The 18,535-nt window shown below is 64.4% G+C and carries 15 protein-coding genes; all 15 read left to right on the forward strand.

Annotated elements, in window-relative coordinates:
- The first annotated feature begins 51 nt into the window (after window positions 1-51).
- Window positions 52-483 (forward strand): hypothetical protein, encoded by a 432-nt coding sequence (locus tag Q319_RS0110310; protein ID WP_029482345.1) that lies wholly within the window; start codon window positions 52-54, stop codon window positions 481-483.
- Between the two features lie 362 nt (window positions 484-845).
- Window positions 846-2,006, forward strand: coding sequence for a major capsid protein (locus tag Q319_RS0110320; protein WP_029482348.1), 1,161 nt, complete (start codon window positions 846-848; stop codon window positions 2,004-2,006).
- Window positions 2,007-2,066: 60 nt separating this feature from the next.
- Window positions 2,067-2,777 (forward strand): hypothetical protein, encoded by a 711-nt coding sequence (locus Q319_RS0110325; RefSeq protein ID WP_029482349.1) that lies wholly within the window; start codon window positions 2,067-2,069, stop codon window positions 2,775-2,777.
- A 3-nt stretch (window positions 2,778-2,780) separates the two neighbouring features.
- On the forward strand, window positions 2,781-3,170 hold the full coding sequence (locus tag Q319_RS0110330; RefSeq protein ID WP_029482351.1) for a hypothetical protein: 390 nt from the start codon (window positions 2,781-2,783) through the stop codon (window positions 3,168-3,170).
- Window positions 3,167-3,664 (forward strand): hypothetical protein, encoded by a 498-nt coding sequence (locus Q319_RS0110335; RefSeq protein ID WP_029482352.1) that lies wholly within the window; start codon window positions 3,167-3,169, stop codon window positions 3,662-3,664. Before Q319_RS0110330 ends, Q319_RS0110335 begins: the two co-directional genes overlap by 4 nt.
- Complete coding sequence (locus tag Q319_RS0110340) at window positions 3,645-4,088, forward strand: hypothetical protein (RefSeq protein ID WP_156039282.1); 444 nt, start codon at window positions 3,645-3,647, stop codon at window positions 4,086-4,088. Before Q319_RS0110335 ends, Q319_RS0110340 begins: the two co-directional genes overlap by 20 nt.
- Window positions 4,085-4,501 carry a hypothetical protein gene (locus tag Q319_RS0110345; protein WP_029482356.1) on the forward strand — a complete coding sequence of 139 codons (417 nt, stop codon included), beginning with the start codon at window positions 4,085-4,087 and terminating at the stop codon, window positions 4,499-4,501. The genes Q319_RS0110340 and Q319_RS0110345 overlap by 4 nt, the downstream gene beginning before the upstream one ends.
- A 54-nt stretch (window positions 4,502-4,555) precedes the next feature.
- Window positions 4,556-5,281, forward strand: coding sequence for a hypothetical protein (locus Q319_RS0110350; protein ID WP_029482358.1), 726 nt, complete (start codon window positions 4,556-4,558; stop codon window positions 5,279-5,281).
- Window positions 5,282-5,403: 122 nt separating this feature from the next.
- Window positions 5,404-5,682, forward strand: a complete 279-nt coding sequence (locus Q319_RS0110355) for a hypothetical protein (RefSeq protein ID WP_029482360.1) — start codon at window positions 5,404-5,406, stop codon at window positions 5,680-5,682.
- A 262-nt stretch (window positions 5,683-5,944) separates the two neighbouring features.
- Window positions 5,945-6,403 (forward strand): hypothetical protein, encoded by a 459-nt coding sequence (locus Q319_RS29110; protein ID WP_029482362.1) that lies wholly within the window; start codon window positions 5,945-5,947, stop codon window positions 6,401-6,403.
- A gap of 316 nt (window positions 6,404-6,719) precedes the next feature.
- On the forward strand, window positions 6,720-13,649 hold the full coding sequence (locus Q319_RS0110365) for a phage tail tape measure protein (RefSeq protein ID WP_029482364.1): 6,930 nt from the start codon (window positions 6,720-6,722) through the stop codon (window positions 13,647-13,649).
- Window positions 13,650-13,661: 12 nt separating this feature from the next.
- Window positions 13,662-15,395: a hypothetical protein gene (locus Q319_RS0110370; RefSeq protein WP_029482366.1), complete on the forward strand. Its 1,734-nt coding sequence runs from the start codon at window positions 13,662-13,664 to the stop codon at window positions 15,393-15,395.
- Complete coding sequence (locus Q319_RS0110375) at window positions 15,392-16,060, forward strand: hypothetical protein (RefSeq protein WP_029482368.1); 669 nt, start codon at window positions 15,392-15,394, stop codon at window positions 16,058-16,060. The genes Q319_RS0110370 and Q319_RS0110375 overlap by 4 nt, the downstream gene beginning before the upstream one ends.
- Before the next feature lie 48 nt (window positions 16,061-16,108).
- Window positions 16,109-16,453 carry a hypothetical protein gene (locus tag Q319_RS0110380; RefSeq protein WP_029482370.1) on the forward strand — a complete coding sequence of 115 codons (345 nt, stop codon included), beginning with the start codon at window positions 16,109-16,111 and terminating at the stop codon, window positions 16,451-16,453.
- On the forward strand, window positions 16,450-18,219 hold the full coding sequence (locus Q319_RS0110385) for a DUF2817 domain-containing protein (protein WP_029482373.1): 1,770 nt from the start codon (window positions 16,450-16,452) through the stop codon (window positions 18,217-18,219). The genes Q319_RS0110380 and Q319_RS0110385 overlap by 4 nt, the downstream gene beginning before the upstream one ends.
- Window positions 18,220-18,535 lie beyond the last annotated feature (316 nt).

The following is an 18,535-nucleotide window of genomic DNA, read 5'->3' on the forward strand; positions in this document are numbered from 1 at the left end:
ACACCCCACCCTCTTCTTCCTCAGCGGCCCGAGGCCCTGAAAGGACACACCGTGAAGAAAACTTTTCTGATCATGACGGCCCTACTGATCGGCGGGGCCGCCGCCATTCGGGGCGAGAAGCGCAGCCTCAGCATGCCGCAGTGGATCGCGGACTACAGCAGCCTTGACCTGCACGGGGCGGGCGCACCCATCAACTGGGCCGCCTTCACCGACGCCAAGTTCGGCACAGCAGGCCGCCGCTTCGTGCCCAGCGGCACCACCGTCAGCCTGGTTGCGGGCAAGATCGTGCCCGCCGACGGCACCGCCGACACCCTGCTGATGATGAGCGACGCGCGCGAGGACAGCCCGGCGGACAGCATCAGCGGCTACGGCCTGGTCACGGCGGGGAACGTCTACGAGGCGCAGCTTCCTGACTCCACCGGTGCGCCCGCCGTGCTGGCCACGCCCGTCCGCACGAAGGCCGCCCGCTTCTACTTCCAGTAGTTCAAGTCCCGTACTGCTCGAAAGAATCGAAGTAAGTCGGTGGACCGTCCAACGCACAGTGGATGTCAATCAGGTCAGGCCCATCCAGACTCTTGATCGCCCGCCCTGCGCGGATGTTCATATGCACGATCCCCTCCTGGTCCTGTCCATCCAGGGTCCAAGGGCCGACATAGAAGAGGAACGCGGTTGGCACTAGCAGGCGCGTTCTCAGCCGCAGCGTGCATTGACCAGTTGTTTCGTCCGCACTCTTCAACGCGGCCACACCCTCTCCCCAGTGGGCCTTCATTTCTGCTGGCGTTCCCGTATAAATCACAGCTCTTCCAATCGACATGACGCATGTTCGCATGCGCCAAAGGAGACCCATGAAGCACACCCGTATGCATGCGTTTGCCGCGTCGCTGATCGCCTCGGCGCTCGGCCCGGTGGGCGACGCGCTGACCGTCCAGACCATCCTCAACACCATGACCCCGCAGGACTTCTTCGCCCTGGCCAACCAGCCCGTGCCGGAGAGCGAGTACGTTCTCGCCAGCGTCCTGCCGGATGAAGCCCGCGCCACCTACGAGGCCAAGAGCGGTTCCTTCAAGGTCATCACCACCCCCGCAGGCGAGACCGGCATGGACAGCCCGTACGTCCCGGTGGGCGGTATCGAGCTGAATGCCTTCTCGAACCCGATTGCGAAGTGGACGGCCACCACGCTGATGACCGAGGAAATGCAGCGCGAGTTGCAGCAGATGGTCATCAACATCCGCGCGGGCGTGATCACGGGCAACGGCCTGGATTACATCCGCAACTTCATCGTGAACTGGCTGCAAAAGGTCATCCGTCAGTCGTTCACGGACCGCTACGAGCTGATGCGGGCCGAGGTGCTGACCACCGGCATGCTGGCCCTGCGCGGCGGGACGGTGGACTACCTGCTGCCTGCCCAGAACAAGTTCGCCAAGCGCACCGGCTTGCAAGCCTACGGCGGCGGCGAAAGCAAGCTGTGGGCGGACATGCGCGCCGCCGATGCCATCGTGGGCAGCACCCGCGCCCGCATCATGAGCATGAACATGCTGGACCGGATCATTGACAGCGCGGCGGACCGCGTGGCCGTCACGAGCGAGGTGACCAGCGCGGGCGGCAACATCAAGACCGTGACCATGCGCCGCCTGATTGGGGCCAACCAGACCCTGAGTACGGATGCCCGCGAGGGCTACACCCTGATCGGGTACCGCCGCACCGTGACCATCAAGGTGGGCAAGGGTTACGCGCAGCAGCAGGTCATCCCGGACGGCAAGATCGCCGTGATCGGCAGCAACGACGTGATGGTCACCATGACGGACGGCACCGTGAACACCCGTCCTGGCCTGGGCCGCACGCACATCGGCCCCACGGTGGAAGGCGATGGCCGTCCTGGGATCTGGCTGAACACCTACACCCCGCAGGGCCGCCCGATGCACGCGGTGGCGGAGGGGGCCAGCAACGGCCTGATCGTGCTGGACGCGCCGGAACGTCTGGTGATTCTCGACAGCGACCTGACCTAAGCCCTGGCCCGCGCGTTGACGTGGGCCTTGGGTTCCGCCCTCCCTTAGAGGTGTTTCCCCATGAAGATGATCAAAGTTGAACGGATGCCGCAGACCGTGCATTACAGCGGCAAAACGTACGGCCCTTCCGAGAAGCCGCTCAGCATTCCCGAGGAACTTGCGGCGGCGCTGGGCCTGACGCCAGTGGACGGCGCGTTCAGTCCCGCAGTCACTGCGGAAGTGGACCATGAGGAGCTGGAAGCCTCCCGCACGCTGGCCAAGCAGGCCACGGAAAAACTGGACCGGCTGCTGGGTCAGCTCGCCCCTCTGGCAGAAGAAGGCGAGATGCCCGATCAGGTGCTGGCACGGGTGGTGGGCGAACGCAGCCACTTTGACCAGTTGCTGAAAGCCACGGCTGACGAGGTGCTGAAGCGCGGTGACTTCCTACGCGTTCCTCGGGGCGACGATAAGCATCCCGGCGGGATGGATGTGCGCCAGGCTGTGGCTGCTGGGTTCGATGACCTGAAGGGCGAAGCTGATGCCCTTCGCCAGGAGCTGGCGGTTCAGAAAGGCCGAATCGATGAGGAGCGTCAGGGTGGGCTGGCCAGAATTGCCGATCTGGAAGCCGAACGCGACACCCTGACCTCTCAGCTCACCGCCGCCCAGGCCCGCCCCGTGCTGCCTGCCGACGCCCGTGATCGGCTGATCAAGGTCAAGGGGATCAGCGACGCCCTGGCGGACCTGGCCCTGGACGCCCTGAAGGCCGAGTCGGAACAGCCCCAGGGCGAGTAAGCCATGCAGGCCGACGAGCTGGCCCGCGTCCGCTTCCACGTCCGCCCCGATGCCTGGACCGCCTGGCTGCTGCTGGTCCCTGAACCCGCAGACCAGACCGCCCAGCTTGACCAGGCCCTGGACGTGGAGGGTGACCTCCGGGGCGTGGCCGCATACCTGCTGGAAACGGTCTGCGCTCAGGCGCATTTTCAGGCGGCCACCGCTCCAGCAGCAGCTACCCAGATCAAGGTGGGCAAGATTGAACTGAAGCGCGCACAGGGCAGCAGCGCGGCGGCTGTTCAGGGTGACGACTGGTGCAGCAGGGCAGCCACGCTTCGGGGACAGCTCGCCGAGGGTGCGCGGCTTGCCCGGCGACAGGGTTCCATGTCTATCCCTGTGGAGGTGTCGTTTTGAGCCTGCTGACTGATTTCCAGGTGCTGGCCCGTCCAGAGCTGGACTTCATCTTCTCCGAGCTGGGCCAGACCGTGACGCTGTACGCGCAGCAGGAAGCGGTCAGCACGGGCCAGCCGGGGCAGGAGCCGCCGGAGTATGACGAGAACGGCGAACTGATCACGCCGCCCGTCACGGACCCCACGCCGGACACGCCAGGGGCGGCTGAACTCGGGACATTCCCCTGCTACTTCGCTCAACTGGAGGTGCAGGACCGGGCCAAGTTGGCCGTGGGCGGCGATCTGAGCATCCCGCTTTGGGACGGCTACATTCACCACTCGGCTCCGCTGGCGACACCTGGGGTGCTGTTGGTGGTTCAAGGCGGTGAGATCGTCGCGCCGCTGCGTCTGCGCCCTCTGGCAGATGCCGAGGACATCGGCACGGTCAGGGTGGCCTGGAACGTGCTGGGACAGGCGCAAGAGGCGCTGAGGGGGCAGGATGAATCGACTCGTGATTGATCAGAGTCGGCTTCAGGCTGCGCTTGCTGCCCAGCTCGGGCCTGTGAGCGAGGCGATGGGGGAGACCGTGGCGGGCTTTCTCAAGGAGAAAATGAGCAAGTCGGGCAGCGGGATTCAGCATCCCGGCCTGCCCCGTCCCAGTTCGGCAGTGGGGGAATACCCCGCCATGCAGGACGGTGCGCTCGTCCGCTCTCTGGGTCACGAGGCTGTGAACGCCTTCCACCAGCGGGCCGGGGCGCTGAACAGCGTGGCCCCAGTGCCGCCTGAAGCCCATGCCCTTGAGTTCCCAGCTCCCCCTGGCTCTCCCATCAAGCGGACGGGACCGAAAGGTGCGCGTCCGTGGGCCTCGAAGGCCCTGACAGATACTGAGTTGCGCCAGCGTCTCGTGGAAGCTGTGAAGAAGCGCGGCGCGAGGTTCAGGTGACGCTAGACCAGCTCCTGACCAGTCTCGGCGTCGCCCTGGCCCGTGACGAGGCAGGCAACATCGCTTCCCACCTCATCCCCACACCCCAGCCCGCAGGTATCTATGCCGTGGTGACTGAGCAGGGGGAGAGCGAGACGGGCACCGGCTACGGCTACCAGGAGCGCACCCGTCTCGTGCTGGTGATGCTCTACGGGGCCAGCGGCAACATGTCCGGCAAACGCCAGCTCGACACCCTGATGGCGTGGTTCCGACGTCAGGCCAGTTCGGTGGACCGCTGGCCGGGACTGCGCGTGCAACGGGTGGAACTGGCCGACGCCACTCCGATCATGTTTGATGCCGAAACAAATTCCCATTACGCCGGGCAGCGCTTGAGCGTCACGTTCATTCAGAACACTGATCCAGCGCCCGTTTAATTCCATCAGCCTCTAGCCCCCGCCTCGGCGGGGCTTCCCTTTGGAGGGAACACCATGACCCTAATCTCGAAACTGCCCACTGTCATTCCTGTCGACGATACCCCCAAGACCTACAGCGGCACCGCCCTGCGGACCTTCCTGCTGGCACCGGGAGCCACTGTGCTGATCGTCGCGCTGGTGGTCACCAACACCGCCCTGGTCGCCAAGGACGCCACCACCATGCAGCTCAGCAGCGTCAGCGACGTCACCATCCCCGCTGGAACGGTCCTGACCTTCGGAACCACCGAAGTGACCGTCATGACTGAGGAGGAATTGACCAGCGTGGCCAGCGCCGTGACCATCGCTGCCGCCCCTGCTGAGATTGCCGCCAATGCCACCGCCGAGTACAGCAACCTGACCGAGGTGCCGGTGGCCGAGGAAAGCAACCCCAGCATCACCGACAGCGAGGAAACCATTCAGGTCCACGGGCGCTACACCCCGGTCCGCTCGGTGAACGGCAAGGACATGACGGCCACCATCCGCACCATTGCTGGGATCGGTGACCCCGTGGTCAAGCGGCTGACCACCAAGGGTTTTGAAATCAGCCCCAACAACGTGGAGCGCGTGGTCTGGCTGTACCCGGACGGGTTTGCCCTGCTGGCGACGGTCAATGTCGGTGCGCCCATGCGTCAGTCGGCCCCCGGCAACACCCAGCGGGCGCAGTTCACGGCCAACCTGTCGGGCAAGCTGGCCTGGACCGATGTCAATGAAACCACGCCTGTCTGGAACGTCGTCGGGTAACAGTTCTCCAACCTCCGAGGCCAGCCACTGTGCTGGCCTTTTTGCGGATGATGGCGGCGTCTTTGCAGGCGCTCCGGTTCGAGTCCGGAAGTCCGCTCTAAAACAATCTAGGAGGCCCTACCTTGTCCACCCATCCCCTGATCGTGCTGGGCGAGCGCGGCCATTCACCGCACGTCCTGCTGCTGGGTTGCACCGTTCACCCTGACCGCATCGAGGCCCGCGCCCACATCGTTCAGGCCCCGTTGAGGCGTGGGCGCACGCTGAGCAGGATGGCTGAGGGTCAAGCAGGCTGGACCGTGCCACGCGGCGGGCTGCGGGCAAGGGTCCCCCGGTTGGCTGAAGCGGGCGTCTACCTGCACACGCCGATCACCGTGATGCTAACGCGGCGGGGCAAGGCATGACCACGGCAGAGCAGCACCGCGCCCGCTCAGAGTCCATTGAGGCGTCCCTTGGAATCCCGAACACCGAGTTTTGTGACCGCTACGGCCCGTTGTCCATTCCCTATCTGGCTCCGAGCTGGCGCGAGATACGCATCGTGCAGGCGCTGTCGCAGATGGAACCCGCCGAACAGACTGGGGCCATCTACCTGCTGGTCCAGCGGCGGTTGCCTGAGCTGACCTATGACGAGTTCGAGGACCTGACCGGGCCGGACCACTTCCCCGCATGGTGGACTGCCACACAGCCGCCCAGATCAGGGGAGGCCGGGGGAGGAGATTTTTCGACTGGCCGAGCGCCCTCGCGGCCCTCGGCCTACTCCAGCCTGCTGTCCAGTGGTGGGACGCGCCATTAGACCGAATCAAGTACGCCCTGCACGCCCAGGCCGAGACCGAAGGGCGGCAGTGGCAGCGTCAGGTCTGGGGCGCGGCGCTGTCCTGGGGCGCAGAGGCCCCCAAGGACCTGAACACCCGCATCCTGCCCGACTACCGACGCAGGGACGGTGGAGAGACCCGGAAGGCCGTCGTGCCTTACCCAGTGCATGCCGAGGTGGCACAGGGGCTGGCCGAGGCCATGAAGGCGGGTCTGCTGACCGGCCCGGTCTGGACACGCTGGCCTGCTGCGCGGGATGGACGGCCACTGATTCAGGTCTGGGAGGGGATTGCGTTGACGGGAGGTTTGAAGTGACCTTATTTTGTGTTCCAAGACACCAAATAACTGCTATGAAATAGATCACACTTGGGGATGTTGCCCCCTCGGTTGTTCAGGAAGCACTTCCCGGTCCAGTCCTCCCCCGTCCCGAAAGTGGCCATGCTGACCCACACCCTTGTGGACGGCCCCCCACCTTCCCCAGCGCCCCAGCCGCCACGGCGTTCTACCCCTGTGGACATGGACGATCTGCTGCGAGCTCTGGGCGCTGATCTCTAGCCGCCCGGTCTTACTCCCAATCTTTCGCCGCCTCCGGGCGGCTTTTTCATTGCCGCCTTCAGGAGGTGACTGATCCATGACCACAGGCCATAGCGTTGGTTCCCTGTACGTCGACCTGCGTATCGATGATTCCAAACTTCAATCCGATCTGCTCAAGGCCCGCCAGTTCATCGAGCGGACCAATGGGATCAAGATCGAATTGGATACCGCTGGCGCTAAGACTGGACTGGACCGCGTGCGCGCTGACATAAAGGCATTGCAGGACCTGAGCGCCCGCGATGCCCAGACCCGTCAGCAGGCCGCCCGCATTCTGGGCAGCGAGTACCGCGCCCAAGCCGAGAGCATCCGCGTGGTAACGGGTGAGCAGAACAAGGCTGCCGCCGCCGCCCGCGCCCAGTCCGCCCAGGCCCGCCTCTCCGCGCAGCTCGCCGGACAGTCCGCCCGTGAACAGGCTGCTGCCATCCGCGCTGCTGCCGCTGCCCAGAATGAAGCGGGACGCGCCGCCCGCGCCGAACAGGCCGCCGCTAATGCTGCCCAGCGTGAGGGGATACAGCGCCTGAGAGAACGGGCGGCCACCGAGGTGCTGAATGCCCGCCTGCGCCGCGAGCTGGAAGTGCAGGCGTCTGTCGCCGCCCGCGAGGCGCTGCTCCAGGAGCGGCAGCGTCAGCAGGCCATCCGTGATGTCGTGCAGGGTCTGGACAACGAACAGCGCGCTATGCGGAATCTTTGGCAGGCGGGGCGCGTGGTGGCCCCGGAACTGGTGACCGGTCAGCAGAACATCCAGACCCGTGCCCTCGCCGCCGCTGCCGCTCTGGACCGCGAGAGCGACGCCTACCGCCGTCTGACGCAGGTGGCCGCTGCCGCTCAGCGCAGCATCGACAGCGCCAGCGGACGCAGCACACCGGGCGGCCTGTCTCACGGTGTGCTGACTGGCATCCAGAACAGCGGCCTGTTCAGCCAGATTGCTGGGCAGGCGGGATTGGGCAACGCTGCCATGAACCTGGGCATCGTGGCCGGAGCCTTCGGGACAGCGCGGGCTGCTGCTGCCGGGTTTGCTGGGACCACGAACACCGCCGCGACTGCTGTGGGGTTCCTCAGCGCGGGATTGGCCACTGTGGCCGTTGCGCTTGGCGGGGCGGTCATTGCCTTCGCTGCACTGGGCCGCACGGGCTTGCAAGAGATCCAGAAGACCCAGACTGGGCTGAACATCCTCCAGGCCAACGGTGTAGAAGACCTGGGGGCCATCGAGGAAGGCGTCAAGAGCCTCCAGAAGGCGCTGGGCGCGGTGGGTGGCAGCTTTGCCCGCTCTGACCTGACTCTCGCTCTGGCCGATACGGTCAAGGCAGGCGTGAGCGCGTCTGACGCCCTGACGCTGATGCAGTCCAGTGCCCGCCTCGCTGCTGCTGAACAGATCAACCTGAACGACGCCACCACGTTGCTGCTGAAGAACATCCGCCAGTACGGGATGAGCGTGGAGGACGCGGCCAAAGTCGGGGACATGCTGGCGAAAGCGGGCAACCTCGCCGCCGGGACCGCCAACGATCTGTCGGTGGGCCTGGGCATCGTGGCAGGGACGGGTAAGCAGGCAGGCATTGAGATGTATGACCTCCTGGGCATGCTCGTCGAGCTGGACAACAAGGGGATGAACGCCGCCGACGTGGGCGCGAACGGCCTGCGCGCCGCCATCGCTGCCCTCGGTGATCCGAGCAAGAAAGCAATGGGCATCCTGAAAGAACTGAAGATCGAGATCAATGACGTGAACGGCAAGGCGCGCCCTGCTGGCGACATCATGATTGACCTGGGCAAGAAAATGGCGGGCATGGGCATCGTGGCGGACAAGACCACGGGCCTGCTGTCCGGCAACGGTGAGGCGCTGCGTACCGTGTCGGGAATCATGGACAACCGTGCGGCGGCTGCCGTGATCAACCTGACGGGTGAGTGGCAGATGCTGGGGCAGGAGGTTCGCAGGTCCGATGGCGAGCTGGTCAACTACTCCAACACCATGCAGCAAGGTGTGGAGCCTGCGCTGACGAGCCTCAAGAATGCCTGGAAGGATTCGGGCGGCGCGTTTGCCAAGAGCTTTGCTGGACCGCTGGCCGGGTTCCTGAATGACACCCTAACGCCGATGGTCCAGAAACTGGGCGAGATGCTGGAAAAGATCGCGGCGGTCAAGTCGACAGGTGAGGTCAATCTGGCGGTGAAATTCACGCCGGGAGACAGCGCGACGGAACGCATCCTGAAGGTGCTGGGCCTGCCGTTCGCGGCGGGGGCGTCGGTTGCGCAGGTGGGGAACGTCGCCATGCTGAGCGACGCCCTGGTGCGCGGCGGGGTTCTGAAAGAGTCCACCAACCCGAAAGAAGCCATTGCCCAGATGAAGGAGGTCAGCGACAATTACGAGTTTTATCTGAAGAAGGCCATCGAGCTGGACGCTGAGTTCGTCGCCAAGATGGAGGCGAATTACGCCAAGTCGGGGGGGCAGCTTCTGCCCCCAGCGCAACCTACTGGCCCCAACGTCCTGAACGGTGCCGGTCCCTTGCTGCCCGGCCAGCAGCGCGCCACGCAGGAACAGGCGGGCGCATTTGCCTACGGCGTGATCCAGAACCTGGGCGAGATCTTCAAGCGTGACCCGCGCGTAGCCTCCGACTGCGCGATCATCGCCTACGAAATCCTCAAGAACATTGGGGCCAAGATCAAGGGCACAGCAGTCGAAAACGCCTGGGTGCCAACGCTGGAGAAGAACGCGAAAGACAGCGGCTTTACGCAGGTCAAGAACATGGCCGATGTGAAGCCGGGTGATCTGGTCATTTTCAAGGGTGGTGGCATCAACCCCAACGGAAGCGGGATGCACGCAGAGGTGGCCACCGGCTACAAGAACGGGCAACTCATGCTGACGGGCAACCCCGGCACCCTGGCGGACGGCAGGACGGACGGCATCACCCGCACCCGCGCCATCGGCAGCGACGCCAAATACGCCACCTACTACCGCGCGCCGGACAGCCCATATGCAACAGGGGCCATCCCACCCGGCATCAACACCTCTGCCACAGCCAAAGCCGCCTCCACCAAGAAATCTGGCGAAGCCCTCCTGACCGAAGCCCGCCGCATCCTGGCTGCGATTGACAAAGCCGATAAGGCTAAAGACGTTGACGGCGGCGCGATCGCTGAACGGGTTCTCAAAGCATTTGAGGCCAGTGGTGATAGACCAGCCCGCGCGCTGAAGATCGTGCGTGACGAGCTGGGCAAGACCAATAAGACCGTCTCCCAGTTTGGCAAGACGTATGACGGGCTGAAAGACAAGATGGGTAATTCGGAGTCCTATTTCAAGCTCAGCGAGGATGCTGCTGCCTACGCTTCCACCCTGGAAGACATTTCCAAGAACGCCCAGAAGGCCGCCAAATCCGAGAAGGACAAGGCGAAGTCTGACGCCCTGCTGGCCCTGGCCGGGGACGCCGCCAGCAAGGCACGCCAGCAGCGAGAGGCCATCCAGAGGGAGAAGGACAAGAAGCCTGAACTCACGCCCCTCCAGCAAGAACAGGCGGGGGAAGTGCGGCGGCTGGCGGCGCTGGCACAGGAAAAGGCCCTCCGTGCCCGGACCACAGGACAGCTCAGCGACATCATCAAGGGTGGCGTGCAGAAAGAGGGAGACTCGGGGCGCATTGCAGGCGCAGAGGCTGAACTGAAGCGCCGCGCCGATCTGAACACCGAGGCAGGTAAACAGGCCAGGAAGGCTCTGGAAGACAACGCTGCGCTGATCGGCAAACTGGCCGAGGAAACGGCGAAGGCCGCCGTAGCCCGTGATAAAGAGCAGAAAGCGCTCCGCGCCAAATACGCCGCCGAGCGCCGCAATCTGGACGTGCAGGAGGCGAGCGCCACCCTGACCCGCACCCAGGAACTGAACCGCCAGGAGCTGGCCGATTTCAAGGGCACGGCAGCCCAGAAGGTCACCCTGCTCAAGCGTCAGGCGAAAGACGAATTCAACGCGACGGAGCAGGCGGCGAGAGCCACCCGCGACAAGGCAGTGCGCGAGGCCGAGAACGACATCACCAACCCGAACAAGCAGCGCAACATCGACGGGGCAAATCAGGCATACAAAGACGCGGTATCTAAAGCGCAGAACATTCAGGCCAACGCCGGCACCCAGGCCCTGGAAGACCAGAGCAAGGCCATCCAGACGGCCCGCGACGGCTATTCCAAACTGGCTCAGACCATGCGCGAGAAGATCGCCGCCGGCAAGGTGGAACTGTCAGATCTGACCGACTACCGCGTCGGCATGGATCAGGCCACAGTGGCTGCCGAGAAGGGCGGCCTGGCCCAGACCAAATACATCAAAGGTGCGCGACAGAGTGCTGAAGCCCTGTATCAGGCTGGGATCGATGCCCAGATCGCGGCGGGCATGTTCGCAGACCTGGGCGATGGGCAGTCCAGAGCCGCAGAGGCAGGCAAGAGTTACGCCGTCAGCCTGGAGGATGCCATTGCTGCCATGCCAGGAACCCTGGAAGGCAACGCCGAATACCTGAAGCTCTTGCAGGACATGGCGAAGGCCGGGCAGGTGGCGGGCGGTACGGTGGCCCACATCTCGGACCTGATGCGGGATCAGGCCATCGACGCCGAGATTGCTGCCGGTGCCTACGCTGACGTGGCGGACTCCTATGATCGGGCGGCACGGGCGGCGGGCAAGTACGTGGCCACCCAGCAGGACGCCATAGACCAGATTCCCGGCAGCACCGAGGCAAACGCCGCTTATCTGAAGGTGTTGCAGGATCTGGAAGACGCGGGCAAGCTGGCCGCTGGCACCGTGGCGGCAGTTTCCCAGGCCATGCGCGATCAGCAGACCGCCGCCGATACCACCGCTGCCCAGATGGAACGCCTCACCACTCAAGCAGGCAAGACCGCAGACCAGTACATCGAACTCGGGGACACCGAGGGGGCCATGCGGACCTTGCAAACCGCCCTGGACGCTGCAATGGACGCGGCCATGCGCGGGGAGGACGCCGCTGACGCCATCGCAGCCCTGATTGACCGGATCAACGAACTGGCCGGGACCACTGGCCTAAGCGACGGATTCAATGCCTTCGTCTCCGGACTGGGCGGCACCATCGAGGAGCAGATCAGTGCCGTGGTGGATCAGATCGAACGCGTGACGGACCCGGCCATGCTGGGCAAGCTCAAGACGTTCCTCGCAGACCTGCGGGCCGGGGTCAGTGGGTATGAGGACCCCAGCAAGGCGGGCTATACGCCGGGCAGCAACGGCGGCGGTTTCACGAACGGCCAGCCAGGAGGGGCGGTCACAGCGGGAGCCATCGCCAGCGCGCGGGATCTGACCGGCGCGCTCAAGGGAGGGTTCAAGGACAACGGCAGTGGCGGGGTAGAGCTGGATCTGCCCAGTTTGCAGGCCAGTATTTCTCAGGCCACGGATCTGCTGGCTTCCGAGGTGGGCCAGGCGCTGCCCGAGGCCACCCGCAAGGGATTGCAGGACGGGATCGCAGACGCCCAGGCGTTCGTCGACCTGGCGTCCAACATCGGGGACGCGGTGCAGGATGGGGTCAGCCGGACCCTGAACGTGCCTGCCGCGCCGGACAACGAATTCACCAAGTGGGCCGACACCATCTTCGGGCTGGGCAGCGAGGGCCTGAGCGATCCCACCACCCTGAACGCGCTGACCGAATCACTGGATACGGCCCGGAAGGCGGGGCGGCTCACCGAGGATGACCTTCAGAACCTGCTGAACCTGATCCGGGAATTCGGAACAGAACCCGACATCAAGCTCAGCGAGAAGCTTGACCTGAAAGACATGCAGGACGGCATCAAGCAGCTTACCGAGGATTTCGATTCCGGGAAGATTACGGCCCCGGAGTTCGTGCAGGGGCTTCAGCAGGCAGGAACAGAGCTGGAGGGGTTTGCGCAGGCCGCCCGTGAGGCGGGGAATCCCGTGCTGGCCCGGCAGTTCGACGAACTGGCCGCCAGTCTGCGGGCCATGAGTCCTGCCATCGCTAAGGCGCTCCAGGCCATCGGCAAGTTCCAGGAGTACGCCGGTTATGTCCAGCAGCTCGCTGGGGCCTTCGCTGCCCTCGACGATGGGACGAGCGGCACCGACATCATCGCCAACATTACGGGCATCGGGAATGCCGCCGGGAAGCTGGTGGACCTCGCGGGTGACGTAAGCAAGATCCTGCTCAATCCCGCCGACATCGGAGCCTGGGTGGGAGCCATCACGAAGGTGGCCAGCTCTGTGGCCGACGCCATCGCCGGATTCAAAAAGGCCCAGGCGGAAGTCAAGAAACTCAAGGAGGATTTCCAGAAGGACAACCCCCTCCTGAACGGTGCGGATTACCAGAAGACCTTCACCCGCAGTCGCGGTTTCTTCGCCGACGTGTTCGGCGGTGGCCCGGAAGTGGTCAACCAGATCGACGAGCTGGGCCTGAATTTCGCCAAGACCATGCAGTCTGCCTTCACCGACGGCATTAAGGGCGGATTGAAGGACGCGATCATGAACAACGACTTCTCGAAGTTCAAGGACAAGCTGCACGAAACGGTCTTCGACGGCATGCTGGGCGGGACCATCGATCTATTCCTGAACGAGGAGCTGCTGAAGAACATCATCGCCCCGGCGATCAAGGCGTGGTCTGATGCCCTGAAAACGCCGGACCTCGCAGACGATGCCGCCGCACTGGCTGGAATCGACAGCGCCATCAATCAGGTGGACGGGCTGGCCAGCAAGTTCTACAACGATGTGGCCCCGAAGTTCCAGGCCATCGCCAGCCAGTACGGCATCGGGCCGCAGGAAACGCGTGGGGTGGACACCAGCAATCTCAGCACCCTGCCGGAGCCGATCCAGTTCGCGCTGGCGACTCCACTGCTGGAGGGCGTGCGGGGGTTGAAAGAGGCGGCAGACATCTTCCGGGGGTCTGCCGCCAGTCTCGACGAAACATTCAAGCGGGGCCTGGAAGTGCGCGTGACTGGCAGCGCACAGGGCACCGGCTACGTCAGCACCACCGGCGCTCTCTAAGGGAGGTGAACAATGGGCTTAACAGACGAATATCGACTGGAGGTGCTTTCCCCGGAGGGCACCTTCAAGCATTTTCGGGAGCTGGGCGGCGTGAATGAGCTGCGTCTGGACGGTGGCCCTCGCCGCATGGAAGTGCGGGGGAACGGGGACTGCCGGGAGGGGACGTTCGAGGGCGATCCAGTGACCCTGGGCATCGGCCCACGCGACATCGTGTCGGTGCAGTACAGGACTGGGCCGCAAGGCGTCTGGCGCAACCGCTACGCCGGAGTCGCCTTGGTGTCCGGCAGCGCGGACAGCGAGATCGGGCGCTACAAACTCCAGGGGTTCCGCATGAAACGCCTGACCGAGCTGGAAGTGCGCGGCACCCTGCCGGAGATGGACCTGGGCGCGCAGGTGCGCGAGCTGTTCAATCAGCTCAACGCCTCCGGGCAACTGGGCCTCGACGGGCAGATCGGGCCGCTCCTGATCCGGCCCGACGAACCGGGCATCCCAGATCTCGGCATCACCTCCGCCGCCATCGACGGCAACTTCTGGAGCGTGGCCAAGCTAATCGACGAACGGCTAAAAGGCAGAAGCCGCCGCAGCCAGACTTACCTGAACGCGGACGGCAGCACCGAGAACCGGGACGAGAACCCCGACTGGGGCGTGAACGCTGATCGCCGCCCCGTGTTCGGGTATCCGGCTGGGCTGCTGGAAGTGGACGAGGCCGATGAGGGCGTGGAGATTGACGGCCTGGACGTGGACAGCACCGCGCTGGTGACCGACGTGCGCCTGATCTGGGCGCGGACCTTGCAGGCCGGGGCGGTTTCCAGTCTGCTGAACACGGCGGCCAACCCGCGTGATTTCGTGGAAGTCGCCGAGAACCTGAGCAAGGCTGGCCCGCTAACCCGCGAGGTGTCGGTGGCCCCGCGCACCTACGGGCAGGCGTGGCGCAGCGTGGGCGTGCCTGCAAATGCTGAACTCTTCGTGGGCGTGGAGGCCACCACCGTCACCGTGAGCATTGCCGTCGCCATCTACGCGGACGGGACAACGCCAGAGCAACCCACCGTGACCGGGGACAGCGCCGTCCTATCCGACGGCCTTCCGGGCACGGCCATTGAAATCAGCGCTCCCCCAGGCGCAGCGGGGCTGGTATACAGCCTGGAACTGGACCACCTCGACAGTGCGCCACTGCCGGATGGAGTAGCGCTGATCGTGGATGGGGGGGCGGTCAGGACAGTGACCGTGGCAGGGCGTTCGGGGGACGCAGGGGACAACGTGTCCATCAGGATTGACCGCCCGGCCCTGGGCAACGGCCTCGCACTGTTTCCAGACTGGCTGCGCGGGCGACTGGCAGGCCGCTGGAACACCTCCAAGCGTCTGATCTTCCGGGTGGAACACGCCAACCCGAATATGCCGCTGCGGATCAGCGCTGCCGCCCTCATCTATGCCGATCCTGACCTGATGCTGGCCGTGGCTGGACCGCTGGCCCGGCTGCCGATCCAGAACCCGGTGACGGTGCGCCTGCCCGGCTGGGAGACGGACCCGGCTCCGAAAGTGCGGATCACGCGGCGCAGCCTGTCTGGCGCAGTCACGTTGGTGCGGGAGTTGCCAGTGGACCTGATCGTCTATGACGTGGACGAGGACGGCGAACTGTACACGGAGGTGAGATGTGGGCAGAGCGATGACGCTGAGAAGCTGTCCTTTGCCACGGCGATCACCTCCAAAGACCAGGCCGCCACGCTGGACGCTGTGAGGGCCGTATGACCGCTCTGGACCTGCTGTCCCTACTTCCTCGCCTTCTGCCAGATGCCACGCCCAGCGAAGCCCTCCCCCCGGCCCTGATCGTGGGGGAGCTGATCTATCTGGCCTCGGAAGGACCGTTCCCCATCTCGGCCAGCCGCGAGCAGATCAAGGTAGCCCTGAACACCACGCCCAGGCAGACCGCACGCGGGGCGACGTGGGCCAGTGGGAGCCGCAAACCCAAGCCCGTGACCACGCAGGTGCGCTTCCGTGTCGAGGGCATCAACGCTTTCGACGTGGGGACCCGTGCTGCCCGCTGGTACGCCCTGGCGATGGCCGCCACCGAGTACGCCGAGGGGGCTTCGAGCCTCCAGATCAAGGGCGTGCTGGACTACGAGGAACCTTACGGCGCAGGCAACACCCGCGCTTTCTCTGTCACGTATCTACTCGCTGATCCGTTCTGGCGGCTGGACGCGCTGGACCCCTTCCCGAAACCGAACCCCATCGCGGGTGTCGCGGGCAACTACCCACTCGGGATGCTGCGTGTGACGGCGGTGGAGGACGGACTTTACGAGGTGGAACCGCTGACCGGCGTGAGTTTCGGCGCTGGCCAATCCAGGACGTACACCTATTCCGACGCGACATTCAGCTATCCGCAATTCCTAGAGGTGACCGATAATGAAGCCTGATACTGGCGCTCGCGCCGCCCACACTGACGCGCTGGCACGGGTGAATGCATGACCGGCCCCAGCAACAAGAAGCAGGTGCTGACCACTGAGCATCTGGAAGTTCTCGACGAGCATATTGCGTACGCCAAGGCTCAGGGAGACCGTGCCAGTGGGGCAGCAGATCAGATTGGGCAGTTCGTGGGTGAGGCTGGGATCGTGCTGGCCGATATTGAGCAAGGTCAGATCGAGCTGGCTGCACAAATGGCCGCCCTGGATCGCCTTCCCTGGGTGGTGACTGCAAGCGTCCCCGCTTACGTGGAAGTCATGGCGATCTTGCCCAACGCCCTGCGCCCTGGCACCGCCGCCCTGCCCTTCACTGGCATCGTGATCCCCACCGTCGAGGTAACTGTATGACCCAACCCGGAACCACCCGCAAATTGCTGCCCCTGGAGGCCGCCACCGCCCTCGATCAGATGGCCGCCACCGTGCGCCAGGAGCAGAACGCCAACAATGTCAACACCCTGGCCACCACCCGCGCCGTCCTGGAATCGACTGGGACGACGCCGGTGGACAGTTACGCGGTCATTCCTGCCTCCCCGAACGGCCTGTACCGCATCGTGAAAGGGACCGGGGCAGGACAGGTCTGGGAGCGCAGCGGCGCGAATCTCACGCCCCGGCCTGAACTGAGTGGCTGGCGTGCGCCTGCCGCGCCCCATGTCGCCATGCCACTGGTGCCGCAGCCGATTGGGTACGAGTCCGGCAATCCCAACGCCCTGCTCGCCCCTGCCGCCCAGATCACGGACCCTGCCGCCTACATCGCGCTGTATGAAACGCTGCGGGCCAAATACCCTGGCTACATCAGCCGCGCCACGTTGGGCAACGATCAGAGCGGCACGTACCCCATCTACCGCTACGTGTTTGAACCTCCCCAGTACCAGAAAACCATCATCATCACGGCGGGAACGCACGGGTTTGAACAGCAGACCGTGGCCCAGACGTACCTGTTGATGAAGACCATCGCGGACCAGTGGCTTGAGTACCCTGAACTGGCCGCCCTGCGCCACAGCACCCGCATTGTCGTGATGCCCCTGGTTTCTCCGTGGGGACTGGCGAACGGCGTGCGTACGAACAGCCGGGGCGTGGACCCGAACCGCAACTTCGATTTCAACTGGACGACGTTCGTCAGTGATCCTGACCCGGCACGTGGCTCCAAAGGAAGTGCGCCGTTCAGCGAACTGGAAACCCAGTACGTGCGTGACACGCTGCTGCTGTACCCGGATGCTGTAGCTGCCATCGATTATCACGAGTACAGCACTGGGCCGGAGAAGTTCGTGGCGTACATGCCGCCCAGCTACATCACGAGTAGCCGGGACTGGATCATGAGCGCGATGGGGGCGGTAGACCCAGCGGGAACCGCGCCGCGCCTGATCGAAGCCCTGGACGCGCCCACCCTGAGTAACTGGGCCGCTGTGGCCTTGAAGGCCCACACCGCCACGCTGGAATGGGCGCGCACAAGCTGGGGCGGCGTAGCGTGGGGAGCAGAGGATATGACCTACGGCACACGCTGGCTGGGTGAAGTGGCCTTGCGGGCGCTGCGACTGGATAAGCCTGCCGCGCAGCTCAGCAATCAGGCGTTCGTCAAGGTTCAGAAGTTCAGGACGGCGTCGAAGGCCATTTACATCACGGCTGCCACCAGCACTGAGATCCCTGAATTAAAAATGGTGTTCAAGGTTCCTGGCGCTGGCGTCGTAATTTTTGAAGGACAAATGGTGGTTGCTGCCACGTCGGCAGGCGCGGCGAAGGGCAAGACGTACCTTCAGCCCCGGCTGACGCAGTACGGAGACGCGCCGTTTGACCAGCCCGGCGCGCTGAATCCGAGCCTGCTGGAAGGCACGCCTCCCGTGGCCTTCGTGACCCACTCGTCGGACGATGCGGTGATCATTCCGTTCCGGGTGGCGATCCCGGTCAACCCTGGAACGGCTACCGTGGCAGACCGAACCGTCGTGATAGGGATGTACGCCTATCAGAGCTTCACCGGGGGGCCGACAGTGCTGATTCACCGCTATTACGCGACAGCGACGTTCATCCCCAGCGAGAGCGGGAGCCGGTTCGAGGTGTGGTCTGCCAGTGATTACGCGACTGCGGGCATCGGCGCGATGACCAAGCGCTACCCGAGCTGATTTCTTTCGCAACAGGTGGTGTGCTGTCGCTCTGAATTCCTCGTTGAGCTATTGACCTAAGCCAGGAGGGGGCGATGGTAGTTCCTTCAGTACTGGACAACTTGATGTTGACAGTGTTCTGAACGGCATTTTTGCCGTTTGGGCATTTGATCGTAGTCTGAAACGGCAGTAGGCGGCTTCCTGAAGCTGTGAAACAAGAAGAAGCCGCCCAGATCGACGCTATCAAGTTCGTCCAGCTCCTGAAAGAGCGCTTCCCCTTCTTGCGCCGCGATACCCTGCAACGTGCCCAGGATGCGATATGTGCGCTGATTGAGCA

This window comes from Deinococcus marmoris DSM 12784, assembly GCF_000701405.1.
Taxonomy (GTDB): Bacteria; Deinococcota; Deinococci; order Deinococcales; family Deinococcaceae; genus Deinococcus; species Deinococcus marmoris.